19 protein-coding genes are annotated in these 24635 nt (G+C 36.0%); 8 read left to right on the top strand and 11 right to left on the bottom strand.

The genetic code is table 11. The annotated features are described in order from the left end of the window. Positions 1-6: 6 nt before the first annotated feature. On the top strand, positions 7-882 hold the full coding sequence (locus G7050_RS16880) for an alpha/beta fold hydrolase (RefSeq protein WP_166117435.1): 876 nt from the start codon (positions 7-9) through the stop codon (positions 880-882). Positions 883-1052: 170 nt separating this feature from the next. Here G7050_RS16880 and G7050_RS16875 read toward each other — a convergent pair whose 3' ends face one another. Further along, positions 1053-1493 (bottom strand): VOC family protein, encoded by a 441-nt coding sequence (locus G7050_RS16875; protein WP_166117434.1) that lies wholly within the window; start codon positions 1491-1493, stop codon positions 1053-1055. Positions 1494-1856: 363 nt separating this feature from the next. Then, the gene (locus G7050_RS16870) at positions 1857-3365 is read right to left on the bottom strand and encodes a catalase (protein WP_166117433.1); all 1509 of its coding nucleotides are present in this window, start codon (positions 3363-3365) and stop codon (positions 1857-1859) included. Positions 3366-3529: 164 nt separating this feature from the next. Here G7050_RS16870 and G7050_RS16865 point away from each other — a divergent pair, with 164 nt between their 5' ends. After that, entirely contained in the window at positions 3530-5896 is a 2367-nt protein-coding gene (locus G7050_RS16865) for a glycoside hydrolase family 20 protein (RefSeq protein ID WP_166117432.1), read from the top strand. Positions 5897-6023: 127 nt separating this feature from the next. Then, complete coding sequence (locus G7050_RS16860) at positions 6024-6749, top strand: hypothetical protein (protein ID WP_166117431.1); 726 nt, start codon at positions 6024-6026, stop codon at positions 6747-6749. A gap of 53 nt (positions 6750-6802) precedes the next feature. Here G7050_RS16860 and G7050_RS16855 read toward each other — a convergent pair whose 3' ends face one another. Both G7050_RS16855 and G7050_RS16850 read right to left on the bottom strand, forming a co-directional pair. Then, the gene (locus G7050_RS16855) at positions 6803-11050 is read right to left on the bottom strand and encodes an acyl-CoA dehydratase activase-related protein (RefSeq protein WP_166117430.1); all 4248 of its coding nucleotides are present in this window, start codon (positions 11048-11050) and stop codon (positions 6803-6805) included. Between the two features lie 13 nt (positions 11051-11063). Continuing rightward, positions 11064-11693 (bottom strand): TetR/AcrR family transcriptional regulator, encoded by a 630-nt coding sequence (locus tag G7050_RS16850; protein WP_166117429.1) that lies wholly within the window; start codon positions 11691-11693, stop codon positions 11064-11066. A 403-nt stretch (positions 11694-12096) separates the two neighbouring features. Here G7050_RS16850 and G7050_RS16845 point away from each other — a divergent pair, with 403 nt between their 5' ends. Both G7050_RS16845 and G7050_RS16840 read left to right on the top strand, forming a co-directional pair. Continuing rightward, positions 12097-13458, top strand: coding sequence for a site-specific integrase (locus G7050_RS16845; protein ID WP_166117428.1), 1362 nt, complete (start codon positions 12097-12099; stop codon positions 13456-13458). Positions 13459-13471: 13 nt separating this feature from the next. Beyond that, complete coding sequence (locus tag G7050_RS16840) at positions 13472-13624, top strand: hypothetical protein (protein ID WP_166117427.1); 153 nt, start codon at positions 13472-13474, stop codon at positions 13622-13624. A gap of 164 nt (positions 13625-13788) precedes the next feature. Here the strand turns inward: G7050_RS16840 and G7050_RS16835 are convergent, their stop codons facing one another. The 4 genes from G7050_RS16835 to G7050_RS16820 all read right to left on the bottom strand — a co-directional run bounded on the left by G7050_RS16835 (position 13789) and on the right by G7050_RS16820 (position 16216). Beyond that, positions 13789-14088: a helix-turn-helix domain-containing protein gene (locus G7050_RS16835; protein WP_166117426.1), complete on the bottom strand. Its 300-nt coding sequence runs from the start codon at positions 14086-14088 to the stop codon at positions 13789-13791. 4 nt (positions 14089-14092) lie between these two features. Continuing rightward, complete coding sequence (locus tag G7050_RS16830; protein WP_255499324.1) at positions 14093-14212, bottom strand: helix-turn-helix domain-containing protein; 120 nt, start codon at positions 14210-14212, stop codon at positions 14093-14095. A gap of 185 nt (positions 14213-14397) precedes the next feature. Further along, complete coding sequence (locus tag G7050_RS16825) at positions 14398-14685, bottom strand: DUF3408 domain-containing protein (protein WP_166117425.1); 288 nt, start codon at positions 14683-14685, stop codon at positions 14398-14400. A 586-nt stretch (positions 14686-15271) separates the two neighbouring features. Continuing rightward, complete coding sequence (locus tag G7050_RS16820) at positions 15272-16216, bottom strand: hypothetical protein (RefSeq protein WP_166117424.1); 945 nt, start codon at positions 16214-16216, stop codon at positions 15272-15274. Positions 16217-16823: 607 nt separating this feature from the next. Between G7050_RS16820 and G7050_RS16815 the strand changes: the two genes are divergently transcribed. From G7050_RS16815 to G7050_RS16805, 3 genes are all read left to right on the top strand, one after another. After that, positions 16824-17174 (top strand): MobC family plasmid mobilization relaxosome protein, encoded by a 351-nt coding sequence (locus G7050_RS16815; protein WP_166117423.1) that lies wholly within the window; start codon positions 16824-16826, stop codon positions 17172-17174. Beyond that, the gene (locus G7050_RS16810; protein ID WP_255499198.1) at positions 17164-18264 is read left to right on the top strand and encodes a relaxase/mobilization nuclease domain-containing protein; all 1101 of its coding nucleotides are present in this window, start codon (positions 17164-17166) and stop codon (positions 18262-18264) included. Before G7050_RS16815 ends, G7050_RS16810 begins: the two co-directional genes overlap by 11 nt. Positions 18265-18527: 263 nt before the next feature. Beyond that, positions 18528-19733 carry an IS256 family transposase gene (locus G7050_RS16805; RefSeq protein ID WP_166117422.1) on the top strand — a complete coding sequence of 402 codons (1206 nt, stop codon included), beginning with the start codon at positions 18528-18530 and terminating at the stop codon, positions 19731-19733. 344 nt (positions 19734-20077) lie between these two features. On the opposite strand, the gene G7050_RS16800 is transcribed toward G7050_RS16805, so the two are convergent. Genes G7050_RS16800 through G7050_RS16790 form a run of 3 tightly spaced genes read right to left on the bottom strand, consistent with a single transcriptional unit; the run spans position 20078 to position 24633 of the window. Then, positions 20078-21532, bottom strand: coding sequence for an HlyD family secretion protein (locus G7050_RS16800; RefSeq protein WP_166117421.1), 1455 nt, complete (start codon positions 21530-21532; stop codon positions 20078-20080). A gap of 8 nt (positions 21533-21540) precedes the next feature. Next, positions 21541-23748: a peptidase domain-containing ABC transporter gene (locus tag G7050_RS16795; RefSeq protein ID WP_166117420.1), complete on the bottom strand. Its 2208-nt coding sequence runs from the start codon at positions 23746-23748 to the stop codon at positions 21541-21543. Further along, on the bottom strand, positions 23749-24633 hold the full coding sequence (locus G7050_RS16790) for a thiopeptide-type bacteriocin biosynthesis protein (protein ID WP_166117419.1): 885 nt from the start codon (positions 24631-24633) through the stop codon (positions 23749-23751). Positions 24634-24635: the final 2 nt, after the last annotated feature.

Genomic DNA, 24635 nt, shown 5'->3' with positions numbered 1-24635 from the left:
TAAAATATGAATACAAATAAAGTAAGTTACAAAACAGTTAGTATAGATACTAAAACTATATTTTATCGTGAAGCAGGAAAAGAAACTTCTCCGACAATCCTTCTTTTACATGGGTTCCCTTCATCTTCCCATATGTTTCGAAATTTAATACCTATACTTGCAAAAGATTATCATGTGGTTGCTCCCGATCTTTTAGGTTTCGGATTATCAAGCCATTGTGATCATAAAGAATTTAGTTATACTTTTGATAACCTGGCTTATTATATCAATCTATTTACTCTGCAACTCAAATTAGATAAATTTGCAATCTATGTATTTGATTATGGTGCTCCGGTTGGATTTAGATTAGCACTTTTAAATCCTGAAAAAATTACAGGAATTATTTCACAAAATGGAAATGCTTATGAAGAAGGATTGAGTGACGGTTGGAACCCCATAAGAAAATATTGGACTGAAAAGACATCTCAAAATAGAGATGCATTAAAGTCTTTTTTGACAGAAGAGACAACTAAATGGCAATACCTCTATGGAGTAAATGATGCTAACTTAGTTTCTCCGGATGGATATAACTCTGATCAATATTTCCTTAATCGTAAAGGGAGTACTGATATACAACTTGATTTATTTGGAGACTACAGCAATAATGTAGCTCTATATCCTAAATTTCAAGAATACTTCCGAACCTATCAGCCTCCTTTTCTTGCTACATGGGGTAAGAATGATCCTTTCTTTTTGCCTGTGGGTGCAGAGTGTTTTAAGAGAGATAACCCCAATGCCATTGTAAAATTGTATGATACGGGACATTTTGCTTTAGAGACTCATCTTGAGGAAATCGGAGCAGAAATACGAAGTTTTCTAGCTAAAGTTTACAAAATACTTTAAAGAATTTATGGGAGGGGTATTATTCGGTATTTTTATGTCTACCCATATATTTGCAATTGGTCGATTCTGCTTTTCGAAAGAATTGCACTAAAAAAGTAAAAGCCCTAAGATTATTTTGATCTTAGGGCTTTTACTTTTTATAGAATTTTACTGCTGATACCCGTCGTTCATTAATATTTCTTGTTTTCTTCTACAAGTTCCTTACTATATTGTTCGGGTGCTAGCATAGTAAATAGCTCTATCAGATTTTCTTCAGGATCTCTTAGGTGAACCACTCGCATCCCCCAATCTGGCATATCTGTTGGTTGATTAATAAACTTTACTCCATTCGCAAATAATGTTTTATAAATTTCATCCACATTTGATACTTCAAATGATATCATCATTTTCTCACGGCAGTCCGTAGGCATTGGTTTGTTAACGTTCCCTATAGAAGGAGCCATCCAGTCTGATACAAACAGAGCTAATCCTTCGATTCCTTCTGCTACCTTAAAACTGGCATAGCCACTATTTTCATCTCCCCAAGCAGGTATTAGCCCCAATTGTTCTTTATAAAATTTAAAGCATTTTGCAAAGTCTTTGACTAGCAGTCGTACATTACTGAATTTCATAACTTTTTAATTTAATATTATTCTTTTATAATTATAAAAACAGGTATATTTTATTTATTACCAATTGATTAAGTGATATGGACAACTTTATTGCAAGTTATGAAAAATACTCGAAACTTTACAAAAAACAGAATGCAAGATGAATTTTTTGAATCAAAAACGTAAATCTAAATTATCGGATATTAAATTGATTGTTGTCGATTTAACTTCTGAATATATGAATATTTATTCTGAATATCAGCTATTTGTAATTTTATCTCCGACTTTGTTAGGTAAAATAGAATATAGTGTTTATATAAACAATAGAAATATAAACAACTTAAAAATGAGTATTGCTTAAATACACTACGGATTACTGATATATTATTGTGCAGTAGCTTTTACCCTATCTTCCTGACTCATTTCAGCTAATTGTTTTACTCTGTCAACACTCAATCCCAGACCTTGTGCAATACGGGTTCCATATTCGGGATGAGCTTTGTAGAATAATGCAGCCTGACGTAATTGAATGCGTTGTTGTGCATTCTTCATATGACCTACAAGATTATTGATAAGGTTGGTTTTATCATAATTGCTCAGTACACGACCATACAGTTCTCCTGCCTGAACAAAGTCAATATCTCCTAACGGATACTCATGTCGTGCAGCTAGTCCCTGTACATCTAATGCCGGAGGTGTAAACTTGGCATCAGGTGCAGCACCTTCGAACGAATTAGGATAGTAATTAGGGGCAGGTGCATCATTACGGGTATTCATATAGCTATCACGCTGATAATTATGCATCGGACACTTAGGAGCATTTACAGGCAATTGGTCAAAGTTTGCCCCCAATCTATGTCTGTGAGTATCAGGATAACTGAATAAACGTACCTGCAACATTTTATCGGGTGAAGCGGCTATACCGGGAACAAAATTTCCGGGAGAAAAAGCAGCCTGTTCAATTTCATTAAAATGATTCTCTGGATTGCGGTTTAGTACAAATCTACCTACGGGAATCAATGGGTACTCACCTTGATACCATACTTTGGTGATATCAAACGGATCGAATTTATAATGGTTTGCTTGTTCGGGAGTCATTATCTGAACAAAAGCATCCCAAGCAGGATAATCGCCTTTTTCGATACTTTCGTACAGATCACGTGTTGCATAATTAGGATCTGTGCCAGCCAATTCGGTCGCTTGTTCATTGGTTAAGTTTTTTACTCCCTGTGCCGTTTTAAAATGCCATTTTATCCATACATGCTCACCTTGGGTATTGTACCACATAAAAGTATGGCTTGAGAATCCGTGCATGTGACGAAAACCATCGGGCGTACCTCTATCGGAGAAAAGAATAGTAACCTGATGTATACTTTCGGGAGTCAATGACAGAAAATCCCAAAAAGCATCGGGATCGGGGAGATTTGATATTGGATTCCTTTTTTGAGTATGGATAAAATCGGGAAATTTAATACCATCCCGAATAAAGAATACAGGCGTATTATTACCTACCATGTCGTAATTACCTTGTTCTGTATAGAATTTCAAAGCAAAGCCACGAGGATCACGGGCTGTATCGGCAGAACCTTTTTCGCCTCCTACAGTTGAGAATCGGGCTAACATTTCGGTCTTTTTACCAATTTGAGATAGAAAATCGGCACAAGTATACTTAGTTACATCGTTTGTAACTTCAAAGTAGCCAAAAGCTCCCGAACCTTTAGCATGTACAACTCTTTCGGGAATACGTTCTCTATCGAAATGTGCTAGTTTTTCGATCATGTGAGTATCCGATAGCAAAGTCATCGTAGGATTTTGGGTTGTAATCGATGCCTGATCATTGTCAACAGGACTGCCTTGATTGGTTGTTAAGGTTTTCTTTTTTTCTTCTTCCATAGTTTTAATTTGTTTAGTTTATGTGTAATAAAGGGAATTTTTCGGTTTGTGTATCTTTTCATAACAAGGAGTAAAACGAAATGTTTATAGAATTTAGAATTTTTACACTATGTATTTTATTTGTATATTTATTATTTTTAATTATTGTTATAACTAATTCTACCATGAAATTTACTCGAACACTAAAAAGTTTTGTAAACTTTTTACTACCATTAACTAGTATACTTTGTACCTTTCTATTTTATGCATGTACAAATGATAATAAGACAGTAAACGCCAATTATGAGGTAGTTCCTTTACCTCGACAAATAATTTATCAGGCGGAAAGCAATCCTTTTGTTTTGAATAAATCAACCCGAATCTTTTATATAGAGAACGATGGTCAATCACATCAGTTGGCTTCTTTCTTAGCTTCATATATTAACGAATGTGCAGGTATTAATCTTCAATTGACTACAAAGAAAGATGCTGAGAGCATTATAGAATTTCAAATAGACACAACACTAAATACAAATCCCGATTATTATAAATTATCTGTCACACCTCATAATATACTCATAAATGGGGTAAGTGCATCAGGTGTATTTTATGCTATCCAGACATTGAGAAAATCATTGCCTGTCGAGAGTGTAAATAACGTTTCTTTTCCTGCGGCGGTAATTGAAGATTATCCGCAATTTTCACATAGGGGAGTATCATTAGACGTGTCCCGTCATTTCTATTCAGCAGATTTTATAAAGAAGTATATAGATGTTCTGGCATTATTCAATATGAATGTCTTTCATTGGCATCTAACAGATGATCAAGGGTGGCGAATCGAAATAAAGAAATATCCTAATCTGACTAAAATTGGCTCACAGAGATCCGAAACTGCTACTGATCGCCATTCGGAAGAGTACGATGGCAAGTCTTACGGTGGTTTTTATACTCAGGAAGAAATAAAAGATGTGGTAGAATATGCCCGTCAACGTTATATAACGGTTATTCCCGAAATAGATATTCCCGGACATACATTGGCTGTTTTGGCATCTTATCCCGAATTGGGTTGTACCAGAGGGCCTTATCAAGTAGGACGAGGTTGGGGTATATTTGAGGATGTGCTTTGTGCCGGAAACGATAGTGTATTTACATTTTTGGATGATGTATTTACTGAGGTTGCAGAATTATTTCCTGCAAAATATATTCATATTGGAGGAGACGAATGTTTGAAAAACAGATGGATGGCTTGTCCTAAATGTCAGGCGAGAATAAAAGCTTTAGGAATCAGAGAGACAAAAGCACATTCAGCCGGAGAACAATTACAAAGCTATTTTATCCATCGGGTAGAAGAGCTGATTAATAAAAAAGGAAAATCTATAATAGGTTGGGATGAGATATTAGAAGGAGGAATTGCTCCTAATGCTACTATTATGTCGTGGCGAGGAACTGATGGTGGAATATATGCAGCTGGCAGAGGTCATGATGTAATAATGACTCCCGAATCACATCTTTATCTCGATTATTATCAATCACCTGATGTGGATAACGAACCCTATACTTTCGGTTGGTTAACGGATTTGGAGAAAGTATATAGCTTTGATCCTATACCTGTTGAACTAGAAAAAGATCAGCAAAAAAATATTTTGGGAGGACAAGTAAATGTCTGGACTGAATATATGCCTACCAGTAAAAATGTAGAATATATGTTGTTGCCTCGCTTAGGAGCTTTGGCTGAAACCTTATGGTCGTATCCTCAGGAAAAAGATTACAATAACTTTGTAGCAAGAATGTACCGACAATCTTTATTGCTAGATAAACTAGGCTATGAAAATTGTAAACAGGCTTATGGGGTACAGGTAAAATGCGATTATGATACAGAAAAGAATGAGATAAAGATAACGTTGTCAACATTCGATAATGCTCCCATTTATTATACATTGGATGGTACTGTGCCAACAGAAAAAAGCCTTAAATATTCAGAACCTATTATCATTTCTAAATCAAGCAATTTAAAAGCATTAGTTGTGAGAGATGGTATACAAAGTAAAATTTACTCAAAAGAATTTTCATTTAATAAAGCTACCGCGAAACCTATCGAATTAAAGAATCAACCTGATAAGAAATATACATTTAATGGAGCAATCACTTTAGTTGATGGACAAAAAGGTTACAAAAGTAGCTATCGTACAGGTTCATGGCTTGGCTTTTTAGGAGAAGATATGGTGGCTACAATTAAATTGGGTGATCAAGTGTCAGTTTCTTCTGTGAAATTGAATCAATTTATAAATAGCCGTGGTGGATTACTATTTGCTAAATCAATAAAAATAGAGGTGTCGGATGATGGGAAAACTTTCAAAGAAGTACACCATATGGGATTGCCTGTTCTTAATTGTCATCTTAAGCCTTATACTTGGGAAATAAAAGAAACATTTGATACAGTAAAAGCTAACTATATACGAGTAACACTTAAGGCTATTGAGGGATTGCCAGCATGGCATGAAAAAGCCGGAGCAAAGGCTTATATAATGATTGATGAAATAGTTGTAGAATAATATGCTTAAGCAAGTAATAGCATTGATTTTAATAAGTAGTATTTTATTTTGTTCTTGTATAAAGAATAACAATTAAACTTTAGGTCTAAAAGAGAAAAAAGGAATTGGATCAGAGGTATTTCATAAAATGAAAATTTTAGATCTTCGAAAAGAAATTATCTCGTCATTAGGATCTAAAACTATTAATGAGTTTGAATCAGCTATTGAAAGAATATATGATGAGACAATAGACGGAGGACTTTCTTTAGAACGTGATATTATTGATAATTATAGTCAAGTATGTTATTATATTGGTCTGACTATTCCTGATAAGGAATACAAATATATATCTACAATATATTCTTTTAGAGTTAACCTTATTCTGCAAGATAAAAATATTATCTATTATAATTTAGGAAAGATTACTTCTTTTAGGGGTGCTGATTTTACATTTATAAAAGAAGAGTATAAGGATCGATTCGAGTATGATATGCTAAATACTAAATTTAGGAATGTTTTTTTGATAGATTTGAATCTAAATGAGCTTTTTGTAACAGATATTGTTTATGGAGAGGGTTGTGGGATTGGATTCCAGCCTCCTAATGAAAGACAAATAATGAATTTATTAGATACTTATAAGAATATAAATGAAATAAGACGCTGGCTTCAATCTTCTAACGTGGAGAAACAAATATATGCTTTGTATGGATTTTATGAGTTGAATAAAAAGGGATATAAACCTTTTATTGATGATCAGAAAATGATTGAGTCTATTTTAAAGAAAAAAGGTGATCTGAATTTTTGTTATTCTTGTGAATACATGACAGAGAGGATTGAAAATATTGTAAAGGAAGAGTTTGACTTTCAATTTTGAAAGAAAAAAGAGAGTTCAGACTATGACTCTCTTTTTATACATTACAATCTGATTTATGAAATCATAAAATGTAAACGATTCTGTAAATTTACTTCGGCAATACCACCATCAATATCGAGATATAGGATATTCATATCGGGGTATAGAGTTTTCAATCGCTTCTCAATTCCTTTAGCTACAATGTGATTGGCTATACATCCGAAAGGTTGAATGCATACCACTTTATTAACCCCTTTACGTGCGTAATGGGCTATTTCACCTGCAATAAGCCATCCTTCACCATATTGATTGGATAGGCTTAATACTTCGGAAGCAGCTTCAGCTTTAGCAAAAATAGATTCGGATGCCTCATAGAATTTGAAATTAGACATGATCTTTTCGAACTTCTTAATCTTGCTATTGATCCAAGTCCAGATAAGAGGTTGCATGGCTTTTGCGAAGATAGTTTCTTCTTTCAGACCATTTTTTACATCTTCTTTGTTGTTGACAAAGAATTGAATTAGGAAATCCAAAAGAGGAGGACATGAAACTTCAACTTCTTTCGACCGTAGCCATTCCGTTATATTTGCCTGAGCATAATTGTTATATTTCAAGAATATTTCACCGATAAGACCAACTCTGGTATATTGTTTTTCAAAAATAGGTACATTATTGAAGTCGGCAACAGCTTCTTTTAATAATCGACGTAGCGTTTTAGGGGAATTGGCTCTTACTCCATCAATTCCTCTTTCAATATAAAAGTCAAATACTTGCTGCGATGCACCTTTTGTTTTTTCACGCACACTAATTGCACTGTGCATTTGTTGTAAAGCGTCCGAGTAAAGCACAGTATCAACTGCTATTTTGGCTAGTTTTTTCCAATCTATATTAAATTCACTTTCCTCATTCTGATACGAGTCTCCTGACGAAAGGGAAATAACGGGAATATCTCTGAATCCTGCGTTTTGCAATCCGCTCTTTATTTGAGCCAGATAGTTGGTCGCACGACATTGCCCACCCGTTTGAGTTATTGCCAGAACCACATCTTGTACATCATACTCTCCTGATTGTAGTGTGCTGATAATATCCCCTAATATAAGGGTTGATGGGTAACAAACCTCATTATTACCATACATCAAACCTAGATCGGCTGATACTTTGTTCGATTTAGGGAGGTTTTGTAGTTTATACCCAACCAGTTCACCCAAAGCCGGAGCAAAAGGGGATAAAAAGTCGGTAAACCAAGGGAGAAGTATCGTTTTCTTTCGGTCTTCTTTTGTATAAGGTGTGCGATAACCCTCGTATGCCGGTTGAGGTGTTTTCTGTTCCTGTGTATTAATCGTTTTTAGAGATTCAACCAGAGAACGCAGACGCAATCGAATAGATCCCGGACTGGCAATTTCGTCGATACGTAAGATCGTGAGGTTCTTGCCTGCTGCCTTTAGTATATCCTGTGTCTCATCCATAAAAAAGGAATCAGGCCCACAACCGAAAGAATTCAACTGAATCAATTGTATATTCTGAGGTAGTTTTGCAACCTCCATTGCCGCCTGCACTACACGATTTGGATACGACCATTGCGATACAATATTCAAACGTCCGAATCCAGAGCTTTCTTCTTTACGGAAAACATCATCCGTAAATACTGTAACACCTAAATCTGACAATATTTGTCCGACTTTTTGATGGATAAGGGGGTCGGCATGGTAAGGTCTTCCGGCTACGACAAAAGCTGTTTCGTTATTTTCAATAGCCTGATTTAGTAAATCTTTTTGACTTTCTCTTAATTGTATTTTCACCTCTGTTTTTACCTTCATTGCTTTTTCGAAAGCTTTGCTGAAAACAGACTTTGAAACACCTAATGATGATAAGTAGTCAAAACAACCTTTCTCCAAAGCCTTATCGCTACTGAATGTTATAACAGGTTTGTCGAAGGCAATACCATATTTTTCATCGGGTTCTACCGAACTTCTGATAACTTCGGGATAACCACTCACCACAGGGCAATTGAAAGAGTTGGACGAACTGCCAAATTCTTTCTCTTCCTTCGGTATAATAGGGTAGAAGATGCGGTCTACTTTCTGTTCGATAAGCGATAACACGTGTCCGTGTACCAGTTTTGCAGGAAAACAGATATTATCGGACATTACACCGCCCACTCCTTTTTGATAAAGAGGAAAGGTCGATTCGGGTGATAATCTCACATTGAATCCGCAATCCGAAAGAAGTGTATGCCAGAAAGGATAATTATCGAACATATTCAAGACACGAGGTATCCCGATTGTTTTACCTTGTTGGATATTATCGGCATTAACTCCTCGGTTGAATAATATTTCATTCTTTTCATCAAAACCGTTATAACCACCTTTTTGTATAGAACTTTTATTGTAAAATATCTTTTCGCATTTGTTGCCTGCATAACAGATATTACCGTTTTCGAATTTAAACCGTAATACCGAACAATTATTCGTACAGCCTTTACATTGAAGCTCTCTTGTATCAATGGCTTCTATGTTGGGTAAAGATATTGCTCCTATCTTGGGAGTTGTGGCTTGCTTTTTTTTCCATAATCTTTGAGAATAAAGAGCAGCACCAAAAGCACCCATCAATTCGGGATGATCTGTCGAACTTATCGATTTTCCCGAAAGTAATTCCAAAGTACGATATACGGCATCGTTTCGGAATGTACCTCCCTGAACAACGATGTGATCACCTAATTGCTTTAGGTTTGATATTTTAAGAACCTTGTATAAGCAGTTCTTTACTACTGAATAAGCAAGTCCGGCTGCAATATCGTCCATTCCTGCATTTTCACGAAGCGACTGCTTTACTTTCGAATTCATAAAGACAGTACAGCGTGAACCTAAATCAGACGGATGTTGTGCTATACATGCGGCATGGGAAAATTCCCCCAAAGTCATATTCATAGTAGATGCAAAGTTCTGTAAAAACGAACCGCATCCGGCAGAACAAGCCTCATTCAATTCAATGTTTGAGATTACTCCATTTTCGGTGAAGATCGATTTAATATCCTGTCCTCCAATGTCGAGAATAAAAGAAACCTGAGGGTCTACATATTGTGCCCCCGATAGATGAGCCATCGTTTCTACAATTCCGTAATCAAGACCCAGAGCCGATTTAATAAGATCTTCTCCATAACCTGTCGCTGCTGAGGATAGAAATTTGTAGGATACACCTCTGTCTTCTGCTTTCTTGTAAAACTTCGAAAGTCCTTCTATAACTTTCTTGAGAGGATTTCCTTCATTGCTTCCATAAAATCGATATATGATATTGGCATCGGAATCCATCACTACAATTTTGGTTGTAGTAGACCCCGAATCTATACCAAGGAAACATTCTATTTCTTTTTTACTTCCCAGTTCTTGAAATTGTAGAGGCTTAATTTTTCTATTTTTCTTCCATTCCTGATACTCTTCCTCATTGTTGAATAAAGCCGGTAAATAGTCTTTCTGAGCTGTTGTATTGTCTTCAGATTTGGATATTAAATCGTTCAGATTATGATAAGCTATATCCTTTTGTTGATATAATGCAGCTCCCCAAGCCGGAAAATATTCTCCGTTTTCGGGTAGTATAAAATCGTTATCTTCTATTTTTAATACTTCTCTGAATGAATTTCGTAAGGCCGGAATAAATGTCAAAGGACCACCAATGCATAGTATTTTAGGTACAATATCGCAACCTCTGGCTAGGGTAGTAACACTTTGGAGTGCTACAGCATGAAGAATAGAACCCGATATATCAGCTACGGGAATGTTTCTGCTTATCAGATTTTGTACATCTGTCTTGGCAAACACACCACAACGGGAAGCGATAGGATATATTTTCTCGAATTTAAGAGCCTGATCTCCTAATTCTTCGGTTGAAATATTCATGAGGTTTGCCATCTGGTCTATAAAAGCGCCTGTACCTCCGGCACAACTACCATTCATGCGTATGTCAGGGTGTTTCCCCTCTTTGAAGAAAACCATTTTGGCATCTTCACCACCCAGATCAATAAGAGTATGAGTTTCAGTATATACTTTATTAACCACTTCTACAGCGGCTACTACTTCTTGTACAAAAGTAACACCTATACGTTCGCCAATACCCATACCTGCCGATCCTGTAATATTTATACAGAATTCAGTATCGGGAAATTGGTCGGTCACTTTATTTAATTCTTCGGCAAACGATTGCTGTATATTTGCCTGATGTCTGCGATAGGCTTTATAGATAATCTGCGAATCAGAATCTATAATTACTATTTTAATAGTCGTTGATCCAACGTCAACTCCCATTTTATATTGAAGTTTTGTGTGCATATCGGGCAATATTTTAAAGCTTAGTATTGGGTTGCAGAGCATTAATGGTAAACTCTACAACATATTTTTTATGATTGGCAATCAGTTCGCTGTATTTTTCTCTTGACACATCCATGAGTGCCATGGCTAATTCTCCAAACATAAAAGGGAATAGCGATAGGGAAATAATATTTAAAAGAAAATCAGCAGATGGTGTTTCTCTTATTGTACCTTTGGCTGTTTCATCTTGTATGCGTTTTGCGATCTGTTCGAATGCCTGAAAGGGATTCTTACTTTTTATCCGCGTGGTTAGCCTTTGAGGATTGAGGCTTACTTCATTTAATATGAACATGGGGATTTGAGGATATTCAAAAAGAATCTCATAGTAAGTATGTATCCATGTTTCTATTAGTTCAAAGAATGGCATATCAGATCCTAAAGTCAGGAATATTTTTTGAGTAAGTATCTCCATTGCCTCCTCAAATATTATCTCAAACAAGTTGTATTTCGATTGAAAATAATAATTTACCATCGCTACATTTGTATCCGATGCTTTGGCTATATCCCTGATACTTGTTCCATTATACCCGTTTTTTATAAAGAGGGTTTTAGCTTCTTTTAAAATTTTTCTCTTTACTTCATGGGGATCTTTATCGTTGATCATATCTTAGGTATAATAATATTCGTGCAGTATTAAACAACTGTTTAATACTGCAAATTAATAAAAAAAACAGCAACTAAACAAGTGTTTAATTGCTGTGATGATTTTTCTCTTCTTAATTATAACAATCAATGTTAATCTTAGTAGAAACAGCAGCCATTTAGAAAAGGGAGAGCAAACGAAGGTAATTAAAACTTAATCAGCGGATTAAGCACGACGGTTCTTTTAACTAAAAGAGAATAAACGCACAAAAAAGCAAAGATGGCGGCGAGTTCAGTTACCAAATCGTTACCTGAGTAACTTTGTTAAACTGAAGTATATTCGTCACTTATTCAATAGTTTGCGTAATTTTGCATAGCACCGGATAACTCTAAGTAAACTAAATTTGTAACAAAAAATTAGAGTTATGGCAAGAAGTACATTTAAGATTTTGTTCTATCTTAAAAAGAACAATTTAAAAGATGGTAAAGCTCCTGTAATGGGAAGGATTACTGTAAACAGTACCATCTCACAGTTTAGCTGTAAGCTAAACATCAAGCCCGAGCTTTGGGACACCAAAGCAAACAGAGCATCAGGCAAAAGCCTCGAAGCACAGAAAATCAATCAGAAGCTAGACAACATCAAAACCCAAATCGGCAAACAGTATCAGAGTATCTGTGACAAGGATAATTTTGTTTCTGCTGAAAAAGTTAAAAACGCTTATCTGGGCTTTGGTGATGAGTTCCGTACTTTCTTTTCTATCGCTGATGAGTTTTACGAAAGCTATGCTAAGCGTGTCGGTAAAGACAGAACCGAAGGTTCATACGAGCAATTAATTATCAATCGCAGGCGAGTAGAAATGTTTCTTCGGGATAGATATAACCTTTCTGATATTCCAATCAAGGAAATAGAACCACAATTTGTTGAGGATTATTACACTTACCTATTAGAAGAACGCAAGCTAGCAGGCAGTACTTTATTGACCGCCGTTACTAAACTGAAACAGATTATGTTGATTGCTCAGCGTAAAGGGTATATACACGTCAATCCCTTTGCCAGTTTCCGATTCAAAGCACAGACTCGAGATAGAGGCTATCTGACTGAAGACGAACTTCGCCGATTTATGACTGTAGAGCTCAGAAGATACAAACAACGTCAAATTCGGGATGTTTTTGTCTTTCAGGCATTTACAGGCTTGGCTTATGCGGATGTCAAGAAACTAACTTTCGATAATATTCAAACCTCTTTCGATGGCGAACTATGGTTAATAGCTAAACGCAAGAAAACCAATGCTACATTTTATGTCAAGCTACTGCCGATTGCAAAACAACTGATTGAACAATACCGTCTTGTGGCAAAGAATAATTTTGTTTTTCCTGTGCCAAGCCATAGCGACAATATGAACCGCTGCTTACAACGTATAGCTAAGTTATGCGGTATCACAAAGCGAATTACCTCGCATATGGGGCGCCATACAATGGCAACGACAGTGTGCCTCTCGCAAGGTGTACCCATCGAAACGGTCTCTCAGATGCTGGGGCATTCTTGCATTACCACCACACAAATCTACGCTAAAATCACCAATGATAAGATAAGTAAAGACATGGCGGTATTGACAGATAAAATCGGAGACAAGTATAAATTGGAAACAGACCGCCCTCAATCCGATTTCAGAAATATCAAACGAATCACAAAAAAGCAAAAAGGGATGCTGCCTGAGAAAAAGAGGGAGAATAATCCTGTAAATCCATCAACTTATATCATCCCAAAATGGGCTAAAGTGGAATAGAGTAAAAACAATAATGGTCGAGTCAGCCCTTTTATTGCAGGAGAAGGTTACTTCTTACAGAGCAAACAGACAAGCCCATAGCCCTACGGGTCGGAAACAAAAATCTCCATCCTCGCGGATAGTATTTTCGCTCCGAGGCTTGCCTGTTTCCCTGCTCGAAGTGTAAAGGAGTATCCTGCAACGAAACGACCGACCCGACGATGACGCATATCTTCAAACTAAAACAAGCATTCTTGATGTTAATCAGGAATGCTTGTTTTCATTTTATGCGTAAGTGGCAACTTCAATTCCCTCTTCTTAGAATCTGCATATCTATTGTTTCATTTCCTATTAGAAAGGAAGCTCTGGTGATTGGTAGTTATTATACAGTACCTGTTGAAGTTCTTTTTCCGGATAAAGTATTTTCCCTCCAATCGTTGTATAACAAATCATTCGCTTATCTCGCAGATTTTGAAGCGTGCGAGGCGAGATATGCAAATACGCCATTACTTCCTCTCCTGTCAGGTAGCGATTGTCTGCCAATGCAGGACGGTATTTATCCCGAACATTCTGCATATTGTTCAAGGCTTGCTCTATCTGTTCTTCAAGTTCCTTGAACTCTTTGGAATCAAATCCTATAAATTTATCCATGAGGTTATTTTTTTACAGGTTTTATTTCCATTTCAAGCAAATCATTTATATCCGACTGACGATAATAAACCTTGCCTCCCAACATCGAGAAGGGTATCTTACCATTGTTTCGCCAAGTTTGCAAAGTGCGTTTCGAGATACTCAAAGCACGGCAGACATCAGCCGAGTCTATTCAGCCATCACGGGGATTGGGACAGTACAATTCTTTTAATGCCGATATTTCTGAGGTTAATCTACCTACCCGTTGTACAAGCCTTTCCCATACCAACAAGTCAATACATACAATTTCCATTTCTTTTTAATTTTACGTTATTTATTTTCATCGTTGTTAAAAGTGCTGGCTAGAGAACGTTTCAAACCTTCATTAGCAGAACGGGTTATCAGTTCCTTATTTACCGATAGGTGGTCAGCAAGGATATTGGACAACAGAATACTCGGAGTAATATCCAATGCGATGTGTTGCAGGGATGCAACCAATGTTTGCAACTTCTCTTTCATCTTAACATCAATATACACTGGAGCATAATCCTTGATTTTTCGAGTTGCCAAAAAACGTTTGGCATATTCTTCCTCGTCTTTCTTGCGTCCAACCCTCACTTTAGCTGATGTCGGAGTTCATGTACTATCTTCCATCATTTCGGATATACTTTTTCCGTCAATCTCCATTTTGTCATTTTCTGATTCTTCGCTCATAATTTTTCTTTTTAAGGTCTCAGACCTTTTTGTTAATTTGTTAAGTATGAAAACAATAGCTAGTTATGACACAAAACATATCATTAAATACTATTGCTTACTTTATTTTTGAATAAATAATACTGTTTAGGAATATTGAAAAACATATACACTCATTCATCTCTGATGCGATTGGCCTTGTCCATAATAAATAACCTTCGGAAGAATAATTGACATGCAACATTACACACCGGGTCTTTCCGAAATTGAGTGCAAGATATCAACTATCTATCCCCTGCGCTGTGAGCATAACAGCCTTACCTAACAGGCTTTATCTGTATGATATTGTATATGAAAATATTATAATTTGAGTATATACTCCAAAGGGAGTAATTTGGCAATAATAGTCAAACCGCGAATATGAAGTAACGAATTGAATTACAGTCAGTAAAATTGATTTAATAAGAGGTGGAAATATTTATAGGAAATACAGGCGAATAATATTTTTTAACTATTGAAGGCTATATTCCCTCAATTTCTCTATCAGAGTATCTATATTTTCAAGCCCGAATATTTGCTGTCGTTTATTGCGGTTACGGCAATTAAGCAACTGTTGCATGCCGATATAGTGTTCATTATCGCCATACCTTTCTTTGTTACCTTCTGTGCGAAAAGATATAAAGTCTTTATTCCCATCGGTAACCGACACCCACGTATTCTTGATATACTTATGTTCACTGAGTTGGTCTAGGAGATAGACCAATGTCTTTTGGTTGGTTACTTGTAGCGGTTCAGGAAGTTTTCCCAAAAGTAGTTTCTTTAGTTCAGCTACTTTTATTTTTGAACGAAACAGTTTGATAGCCTCTATGCAATCGGCTAATAATACATATTGTTCTTTACTCAATTTGGGTTGATAAGAGCGTTTGGTTGATTTAGATTTAACTGTAGCTTTGGTCTCCTTAGCAATAGTAGCTTCCTGTACCCGTGGCTTTCCCTGAACAATGCCTTTTTTGGGAGCTGGAAATAGCTTCTCATATTTTATACATAAGCGTTCCAAACTTACCAGATCTACCAATTCTCTAAAATAAGGCAGATCGATCTTAGCCAGTTCTTCGGTATAGTTGCTTGGAGTTATTGCACTTGTTGGTTTTATAAATGTACGATACCGATGATAATCATCTTTGCTTATCTCATCATAAAAATCACTGTACCAAAGATAGTCTTCTCTCCCGTCACGAAGATATTTGGGCAAGCTCACCAAAGGAGGATTGTTACGAATGATATCCAAAACTTTACTTTTGTAGTGGAGTATCTCCGCTTCTGTTAGCTGTGGTTGTGAGACCAGACCAAGTGCCGTTTCATAGTTGATTGCCACAAAGTCATTAAGACTCTGTTGCACAACTTGAAATGATTCGGGCACATCCGATTCTATTATATTTTGGTCAAAGTCATACATGTACTAAAGATAGTAATATTACCAATAAGAGCAACAAGAGTGACTCTATTTTGTCAGGCTATATAGCAAATAAATGCAAGCTAAAGCAAAGTCACACACTCCATATTGTCAGTGATATAACTATCGAATTAACAATCTATATTTGTCGAAGTATCCATGTCGGATACATCTAATCCATACTGCAATATGAGAAATCTAATCCACTTTCTACAATTAAACTGCTCTACCTACCCTTGAAGAGCAAATGGCAATACATTGATAGTATTGCTGATTCCAAAGCTTTTGGTAATGTACTCCCTTCGGAGTGAAAATGTTGCCACCAATTCAAAAAACAAAGAGACTGTCGCCTCTTTATTTTTTTCTCGTCGTCAAAGGAGCAAGGTAATCTTTCGGGTAACCCAAAAAGCTCTCCGAGGCTTTTTGAATTCCTTCCGAAACTACCTTGCCCTTGCAGGGGGCTCAGCCCTATACAGCCTACTCCCGATGGTCATATGACTGATGGAGCTGTGGAGCAATCCTACACTTCATCTCCTGATGGTCGCTTCCGTTTCGGATCGCCTGAGTGTTTGGAGACACTCAGATTTTCATAACCCCAAAATGAAATGTTATGGAAAATAAGAAGAAAGATAGCCCCAAAGTCGGACGACCTGCTAAAGAAAAAGTGAAACTTTCTACTTCGATTAACCTGAAACTGACCGAATCAGATTTTAAAACTGTGAGAGAAAAAGCGGAGAAACTAGGTATGAAAGCTACTAAATATGCGAGAGAAATGACACTCAAAGGTCGTGTTAAATCTCGTTTCACGCTCGAAGAACTAGACTTACTGAGAAAAGTAGCAGGTATGGCAAACAACTTAAACCAACTAGCCAAACGAGCTAACATTGCAGGATTCATGGACGTATATTCCGAAGTATTAGGAATGGTTGATTACTTTAAACAGTTGCTGGATGATCGCTAAGAATATTAAAGGCAAATCGTTCAAAGGATGTGTCCAATATGTAATGAATGAAACGGCTGAACTACTCGAAGCCGAAGGTGTATGGGCGGATAATGCTAAAGAAATGATCCGCAGTTTTGCCATGCAGCGTTCAGGCAGGAAAGAGATAAAGCGGCCTGTGGGGCATATTCCTATATCCTTTGCTCCCGAAGACAGCCACAGGCTGACTTGTAACTTCATGCTTCAATTAGCAAAGGAGTACATGGAAGAAATGGGAATTAAGAATACACAATATATCATTGTCAGGCATCATAACACCGATAACGACCACCTGCATATTGTGTATAACCGCATTGATAATAATCTAAAACTCATATCTGTCAATCATGATTACAAGCGAAATATCAAAGTATGTAAAAAGTTAAAGGATAAATACAACCTGACTTATGGCAAGGGAAAAAGCAATGTAAAACGGGAGAAATTAGACAATCCTGATAGGGCAAAATATTATATTTATGATGCTATAAAATCGGTTTTGCCCAATTGTAAAACTCCTACTGATTTACGGTTTGCCCTCCAAGAATTAAATATTGAGGTAGAATATAAACACAAACGAACGATAAGAGAGATTGAGGGTGTATCGTTCCGCTACGACAATATATCTTTCAAAGGTTCACAGGTTGATAGAAAATTTAGCTTTGGGAATCTGCAAAAAGAGTTTGATAAGAATATCGAATTGTTAGAAGAGAGAACTCAGGAACAAAAAGAAAAACAGCTTTCCAAAGTAGAGCAGCAAGCTGAAGATAAGCTTAAACTACCAGTTATCGGCGGAGTCGAACTGACTTCGGAGCAATGGCATACTTTGAAAGAGGGTGGATTTGTTTATTTGGAAAATATCAGGAAAAAAGATGGGAGTGGATTGTTTTCTTCTTATGTTTTCTTGAATGAGGAGAGGAATAAGGCTTTTTTTAGTAAAAAAAATCCTGATGTGTTTGTCAAATTTGGCAGATATGAAATGTGTATCCGGGATAAAATACTAATTGAAAATGGCTATGTAACAAAAGCTAAAGTGAAGTGGTATGGTGGTGAGTTTGCGTATCCATACCTGTGAAAAGCTAACAAATCTGACTCTGAGTATCAGGAATCGTGGGGTGACCCGAGACTACCAAAAGAGAAAAAAGTGGAAGTAAAATCCAAATCCCCTACGGTTCTCAAGAAAAATAATCAGGGAGAAAATGGTAAGAAAAGTATTTCATAGGTTGAACAGTGTTATCTTTTTTTGACAGTGTCCATAATATTGTGTAAATGAAAAACTACAGGTTGAACAACTTGTAGTTTTTTCATTTATGTATAATTTTATCCAAAATCATTATTATGGACATACCAAAGGATTTTTTAAGCAAAGAGTTCTTGAGTCAATTCAAGACCCAAGAAGATGTAGAAGCTTTTATGAGTGAGCTTCATGTCAAGGTTTACGAGCAAATGCTTCAGGGGGAGATGTACTCTCATCTTGGTTATGAGAAAGGCTCAAAAGAAGGCATTAACACAGGGAACTCGCGTAATGGCAGTTATTCAAAGAAGATTCAAGGCAAGCATGGTCAATCTGTGATCGAAGTACCTCGTGATCGCGAAGGCGATTTTGAACCGGTTGTTGTACCTAAGCATCAAAGTCGAGGCTTATCCATCGAACGTTTGGTTATCTCGCTTTATGCCAAAGGTATGAGTGTAGCGGATATTGAATCCGAGATGCATGAGCTTTATGGCGTTAATTTATCTACCTCTGCCATTTCTCATATCACCAATAAAGTCAGCCAACAGGCTATTGAGTGGCAGAACCGCCCATTGGATAATCTGTACTTGATTGTTTGGATGGACGGCATTGTCTTCAAAGTCCGAGATAATGGCAAAGTTATCAATAAGACTGTTTACCTATGTATTGGACTTAATAAAGAGGGTTTTAAGGAAGTCTTGGGCATGTGGGTTGGTAAAACAGAGTCATCCTCTTTTTGGATGGGAGTTCTCACCGATTTAAAAGCACGTGGAGTCAGTGATATTCTGATAACGGTAACAGATAACCTGAGCGGATTTACTGATACGATCAAGGCTGTTTTTCCCGAATCAACTACTCAAATCTGTGTTGTCCATCAAATCCGCAACTCGTGTCGTTATGTGGTTTGGAAAGAAAAGAAAGAGTTTACTTCTGACTTAAAGTTGATTTACAATGCCCCAACAAAAGAATCAGCAAGTGCAGAACTTGACTTGTTTGAACAAAAATGGGGTTCTAAATACCCCTATGCCATCCGTTCTTGGCGAACCAATTGGGATGAACTTACCTCTTTCTTTGACTTTCCGTTAGAAATCAGAAAGATAATCTATACCACCAACCTGATTGAAAATCTGAATGGTAAAATCAGAAAATATACTAAAAACAAACTGTCATTCCCCAATGACGATGCTCTGAAAAAATCTGTATATCTCTCTATTGCTGAGATTGAGAAGAAGTGGACAATGCCCATACATAATTGGGGACTTATTCTGAATCAATTTTTGGTTATCTTTGGCGAAAGAGTCAACCTGTAAAAGAAAAATTCCTTCAAACTCCCCGTTTTTTGGGGGGGAGATTTGAAAGAATTTATATGATAAGAATCCAACCTTGTAGTTGATCGTTTACACAAAATTTAGGATAGTCCCGGTTTTTTAATGAGCCTTCTTCAGAATCTTCATCACTTAGATTTAGCCACAGAGATATCCCTGCAACGGTACGACCAAAAGCTTCCGCATAAGTAACTTTTTTACTTCGACCGTCCTAAATAGGGCTATATTCGACCTGCATTCTTGCTTGTAACTCATTTTACCTATAAGCTCCAATATTGGATTTGTAACCTTATACAAAAGATTGTTCCAATACAAACGTTCATCATTATTCAGTTTGTCATCCCTTCGGTCCAAATTTTTCTGATTGGCATAAAGAATCGTTCAAGTAGAGAAATATCTTCAGTCACAATATCCGCCTGTGCCTGCATATCAGGCAGGTAAGGGAGTTCTTTATTATAAGTGGTTACTAGTCTATTAGGCAACTCTATTTCTACTGTATAGTAACCCATCCCTTGAGTGTCTTTTGTTGACACCATCGAGATATTCTTTACTATACCTTTGATAATACCATATTCATTATCTGGGAAGTTAGCAAAGCGTATGTTTACTTTTTGTCCAGTCTTTACTTTTCCTGAACGTATTAATGGCATCTGAGCTTTCCCCATGATTTCTTGGTTATGTTTGGGAATAACTGTAAATACTGTTTCTCCATTTGTTACATTCTGATTCTTTACCCAATAATTGGTGAAAGTTACTTGTCCATCTACAGGGGCTATCAATGCAAAATTCAACTCCCAAGTCTGTATTTCGGATAGGAGTTGTGCTATATATGTTTTTAATTGAGTTTCCAATTGATTTTTTTTATCTAGGTATTGATATTCAGTATCCAACAGGCTTTCTTGCATCTGGGTAATTTGCATTTCGGTGTTTTGAATGGTTGAATGGATGTTTTCGAGTGAAAGATAACCTTGTAAATATTGATTTCGCGTTGTTTCTAGCTCCTCAGAGGAAATAACTCCGCGTTTGTTCAAGATTGAGTCTCGTTGGTATTGATTTTTGTTTAATTGGAACTGTTCTTTTATAATCTCTTTTTGTCCGGTTATTGTTTTGTAGTAATCCTGATATTGATTCACTTTTTCTTTCATAAAATCAATTTTCTGTGTATAGTATTGAAGTCGTTTGAATTCATGATAATCAAACAGTGTAATATAAAAACTAGAATATAGAGACTGCATACTTCCTAATTTAAGGTCTTTGGACGGTAATGTTATGGTCGTATCTATTTTTTCATTTAATTGTTGTATATATGTTTTTAATGTTTGTATATCATTCGTATTTGCTGGATTTTCGATTACAGCCAAGTAATCACCTGATTTTACTTCCTGTTTATCAGTAATGCTCAGTTCTTGTATTTTACCTGAAGCCTTTGCTATAATTGATGCTGCGGGTGTGCTTCCGGTAAGAGTCATAGAGGTAGTAATAATATCAGGGTATTTAAAGATAGCACTTCCAATCAGTATTATCAAAACGATAATAGCTATAAGGGTAATGCCTCTTCGCAGTATCCACGAAGGAACACTTCCTAATACTTCCTGAAACTCTTCACTTCTTAATTCTATACCTAGAGAGAGTGTTATTAATTCGTATTCAGGTTCAGAGTCTGAACCTTTATTTTTACGTATTTTGGCTACTTTTGTTCCGTCATCAAGAGTTATGACAGAAACGTCTTCTGTGCCACCTGATTCCAAACTCTTATTTACTATATTATCTTTCTTTTTATTCATGTATTTTGTTACATACCCAATTCGAGCTGATTCTTAACTAGAGTATAATAGGCTCCTTTTTTATCAGTTAATTCTTTGTGAGTTCCCTCTTCTATAATTTGTCCTTTATCCAGAACTACAATATTATCAGCGTTCTGAACCGTACTGAGACGATGTGCTACTATAACAACAGTTTTTCCTTTATAAAAACTGTTCAAATTATCCAGTATAACTTTTTCATTATTGGCATCTAGAGCATTGGTAGCTTCATCAAAAAACAAAAAATCGGGATTTTTGTACACAGCCCGGGCAATTAATAAGCGTTGGCGTTGCCCTTGACTGATACCATTTCCTTCCATACCTATTTTGGTATTGTATTTCAGGGGTAATGATTCTATGAATTCTTTGATATTAGCAACTTCTACAGCATGAAGCAGCTTCTTTTTATCAACTATATCTTCACCTACAGCTATGTTATTGGCAATGGTGTCTGAAAAGATAAACCCATCTTGCATCACTGCGCCTGATTTTTGTCTCCACAGGTGAGGATTAATATCATCTATTGGGATGTCCTTAATCTTAATTTTACCTTTATTAGGTTCATAAAAAGAAAGTAAAAGTTTTATCAGGGTTGTCTTTCCACTGCCACTGGCTCCAACTACCGCTGTTACTCTATTTTCTGGTATGGATAAGTTTATTCCTTTTAACACATAGTCCCTATCTGCTCCATCATAGCTAAAATATAAATCCTCTACATATAGGGTCTTATTATTAGGAAGCTCATTTATCTTTGATTCTATGGTTTGTTCTTCGTCTTCTTTGTTGTGTATTTCGTTTAAGCGTTCGAGACTTATCTTAGCATCTTGTGCGGCTTGTACAAATCCAATAACTTGTCCGATAGGGCCGGACAGTTGCCCTATTATATAACTAACTGACATCATCATACCTAGAGTCATATCTCCTTCGATAACAGAGCGAGCAGCAATAAAGGATATAAACAACGATGTAGTCTGACTGAAAAATACAGAACCCATCTGCTGATATTGCCCCAGAGCAAGGCCTTTAATACTTATTTTGAAGAGTTTTACCTGTATGCGTTCCCATTTCCAACGTTGCTGCTTTTCACAGTTGTTAAGTTTGATTTCCTGCATGCCGGTTACAATTTGTACCAGATTGCTTTGTTCGGCAGAAGCCTGCGAGAAGCGTGCCATATCCAATTTGCGCCTATAACGAAGGAATAGTAATATCCACGAAATATATAAGGCATTACCCAATACAAATACCCCCAATATGGTCAGATTGTAGTAAGCAAGTATAACAGCAAATATAATAAAATTAACAAAAGAAAATAAGGTAGTTAAGGTAGAACCTGTTAAGAATGATTTGATACGGTCATTATCCCCGATACGCTGCATGATGTCCCCGACATTTTTAGTGTCAAAAAAACGAAGAGGGAGCTTCATCAATTTGGACAGGAAATCAGATATAAGCGATATGCTGATACGACTATTGACATGAAGGGTTATCCAGTTACGGATAAATTCAACAGCGAGTTGGGTAATAAAAAGGATTAATTGAGCTATCAGAACTAAGGTTATAAAGCTCAGGTTATTATTGCTTATACCTTGATCTACTACTGCCTGTGTCAGAAAAGGTAGAATAAGAGCGAGTATACTGCCTACTAATAAGCCTATAATAAGCTGTATTACCTGAGAGCGATAGGGGCGAAGATAGCGGAAGAAATAGCGGATACTTTTACCTGAATTTTCTAAACCATCATCTTGTGTGTAAAAATCTGGTGTTGGTTCTAACAACAATGCTGTACCTGTATCTTCACCGCCTGAACGGGAACTAATCCAACATTTGAGAAATTCAGTCTTGTTCAGGGTGTATTTCTCTCCTGCTGGATCGGAAATCTTTATTTCATATTCACCATTTCTTTTTTGCTTAATACCATAACAGACTACAAAATGGTTCTGATTCCAATGAAGGATACAAGGTAATGGCTTTCCGGAGACAAGTTGTTCGAAAGTTATCTTTACTCCGTTTGTCCTGAAACCAATTAATTCAGCAGCATCACTGATCCCCAACATAGACACACCTTCGCGTGTAATAAAACTCTTTTCCCTAAGATATTGTACTGAAAAGCTTCGTCCATAGTATTTTGCTATCATTCGCAAGCACGTCGGACCACAATCCATAGCGTCTAACTGAGGATAAGAGGGGAAAGGTTTCATTTAAACTGTTATATTTTTATTTCGAGCTATCTCACTTGTATAATATCTATACATAAAGTCATAAAGAACTAATTCAAATATTCTGTTTCTTGATATAAATAATCGATTTAGCATCATATGTAAATAACTTGGAATTATATTAGTAATAATTTCATCAATAGTGAGTTTTTCTTTTGATTTAGTATATATTTTTTGTACAATATCGTTTAATTTATGTGATTTATCCTCTATGAAAACATTAAGATCGGATAAAACAGGATCTGACATACTATTTTCAAAACATAAATGTATTTTTGACTTATTAGTTCTATATTTAATATTAAATTGCTTTGAATTGTATTTATTAAATCCAAATTCAGTCTTAAAAGAATTACCTATATTTTTGATTAATTCTTGTTTTTTCAATAAATCAAGATGAAAATTATTTAAAAATGAATCAATCATTTTAAGCGATATTACCCATCGGTAATCTTTATTTGAAATTCTTGTTAAATATTCTAATATCGCTAAGATACATTCGCTATCTAAAAAAAATATTGACTCAGCTTCTTCAATTAAAAAATTACCATACCTTTCTAATTCCCTATTGTAAGTCTCAATTTGAACCTTCCATATAATTTCGTCAGTAATTAGAGGATATATTTGATTATAAAATAAAGAAATAATTTGTCCTGTAAATTTTTTATCTTTTAATAATAACCGAATTCTTAAATGGGAATCAGGATCATTATAACGTATAAAAAACCATTTTTCAATCAGATTTTTTTCGAAACAAGAGTTAATTAAAGGTTTTATATATTTTATCAATATCCGATCAGCATAGTTACTACCCAAATATAATTTTATATAAAACCAGTCACTACCAGGAACAAAAATTCTTTTCATTC

Origin of the sequence: Dysgonomonas sp. HDW5A, from assembly GCF_011299555.1 — a bacterium.
Lineage (GTDB): Bacteria > Bacteroidota > Bacteroidia > Bacteroidales > Dysgonomonadaceae > Dysgonomonas_A.
This window is presented reverse-complemented; position numbering and strand designations above follow the sequence as displayed.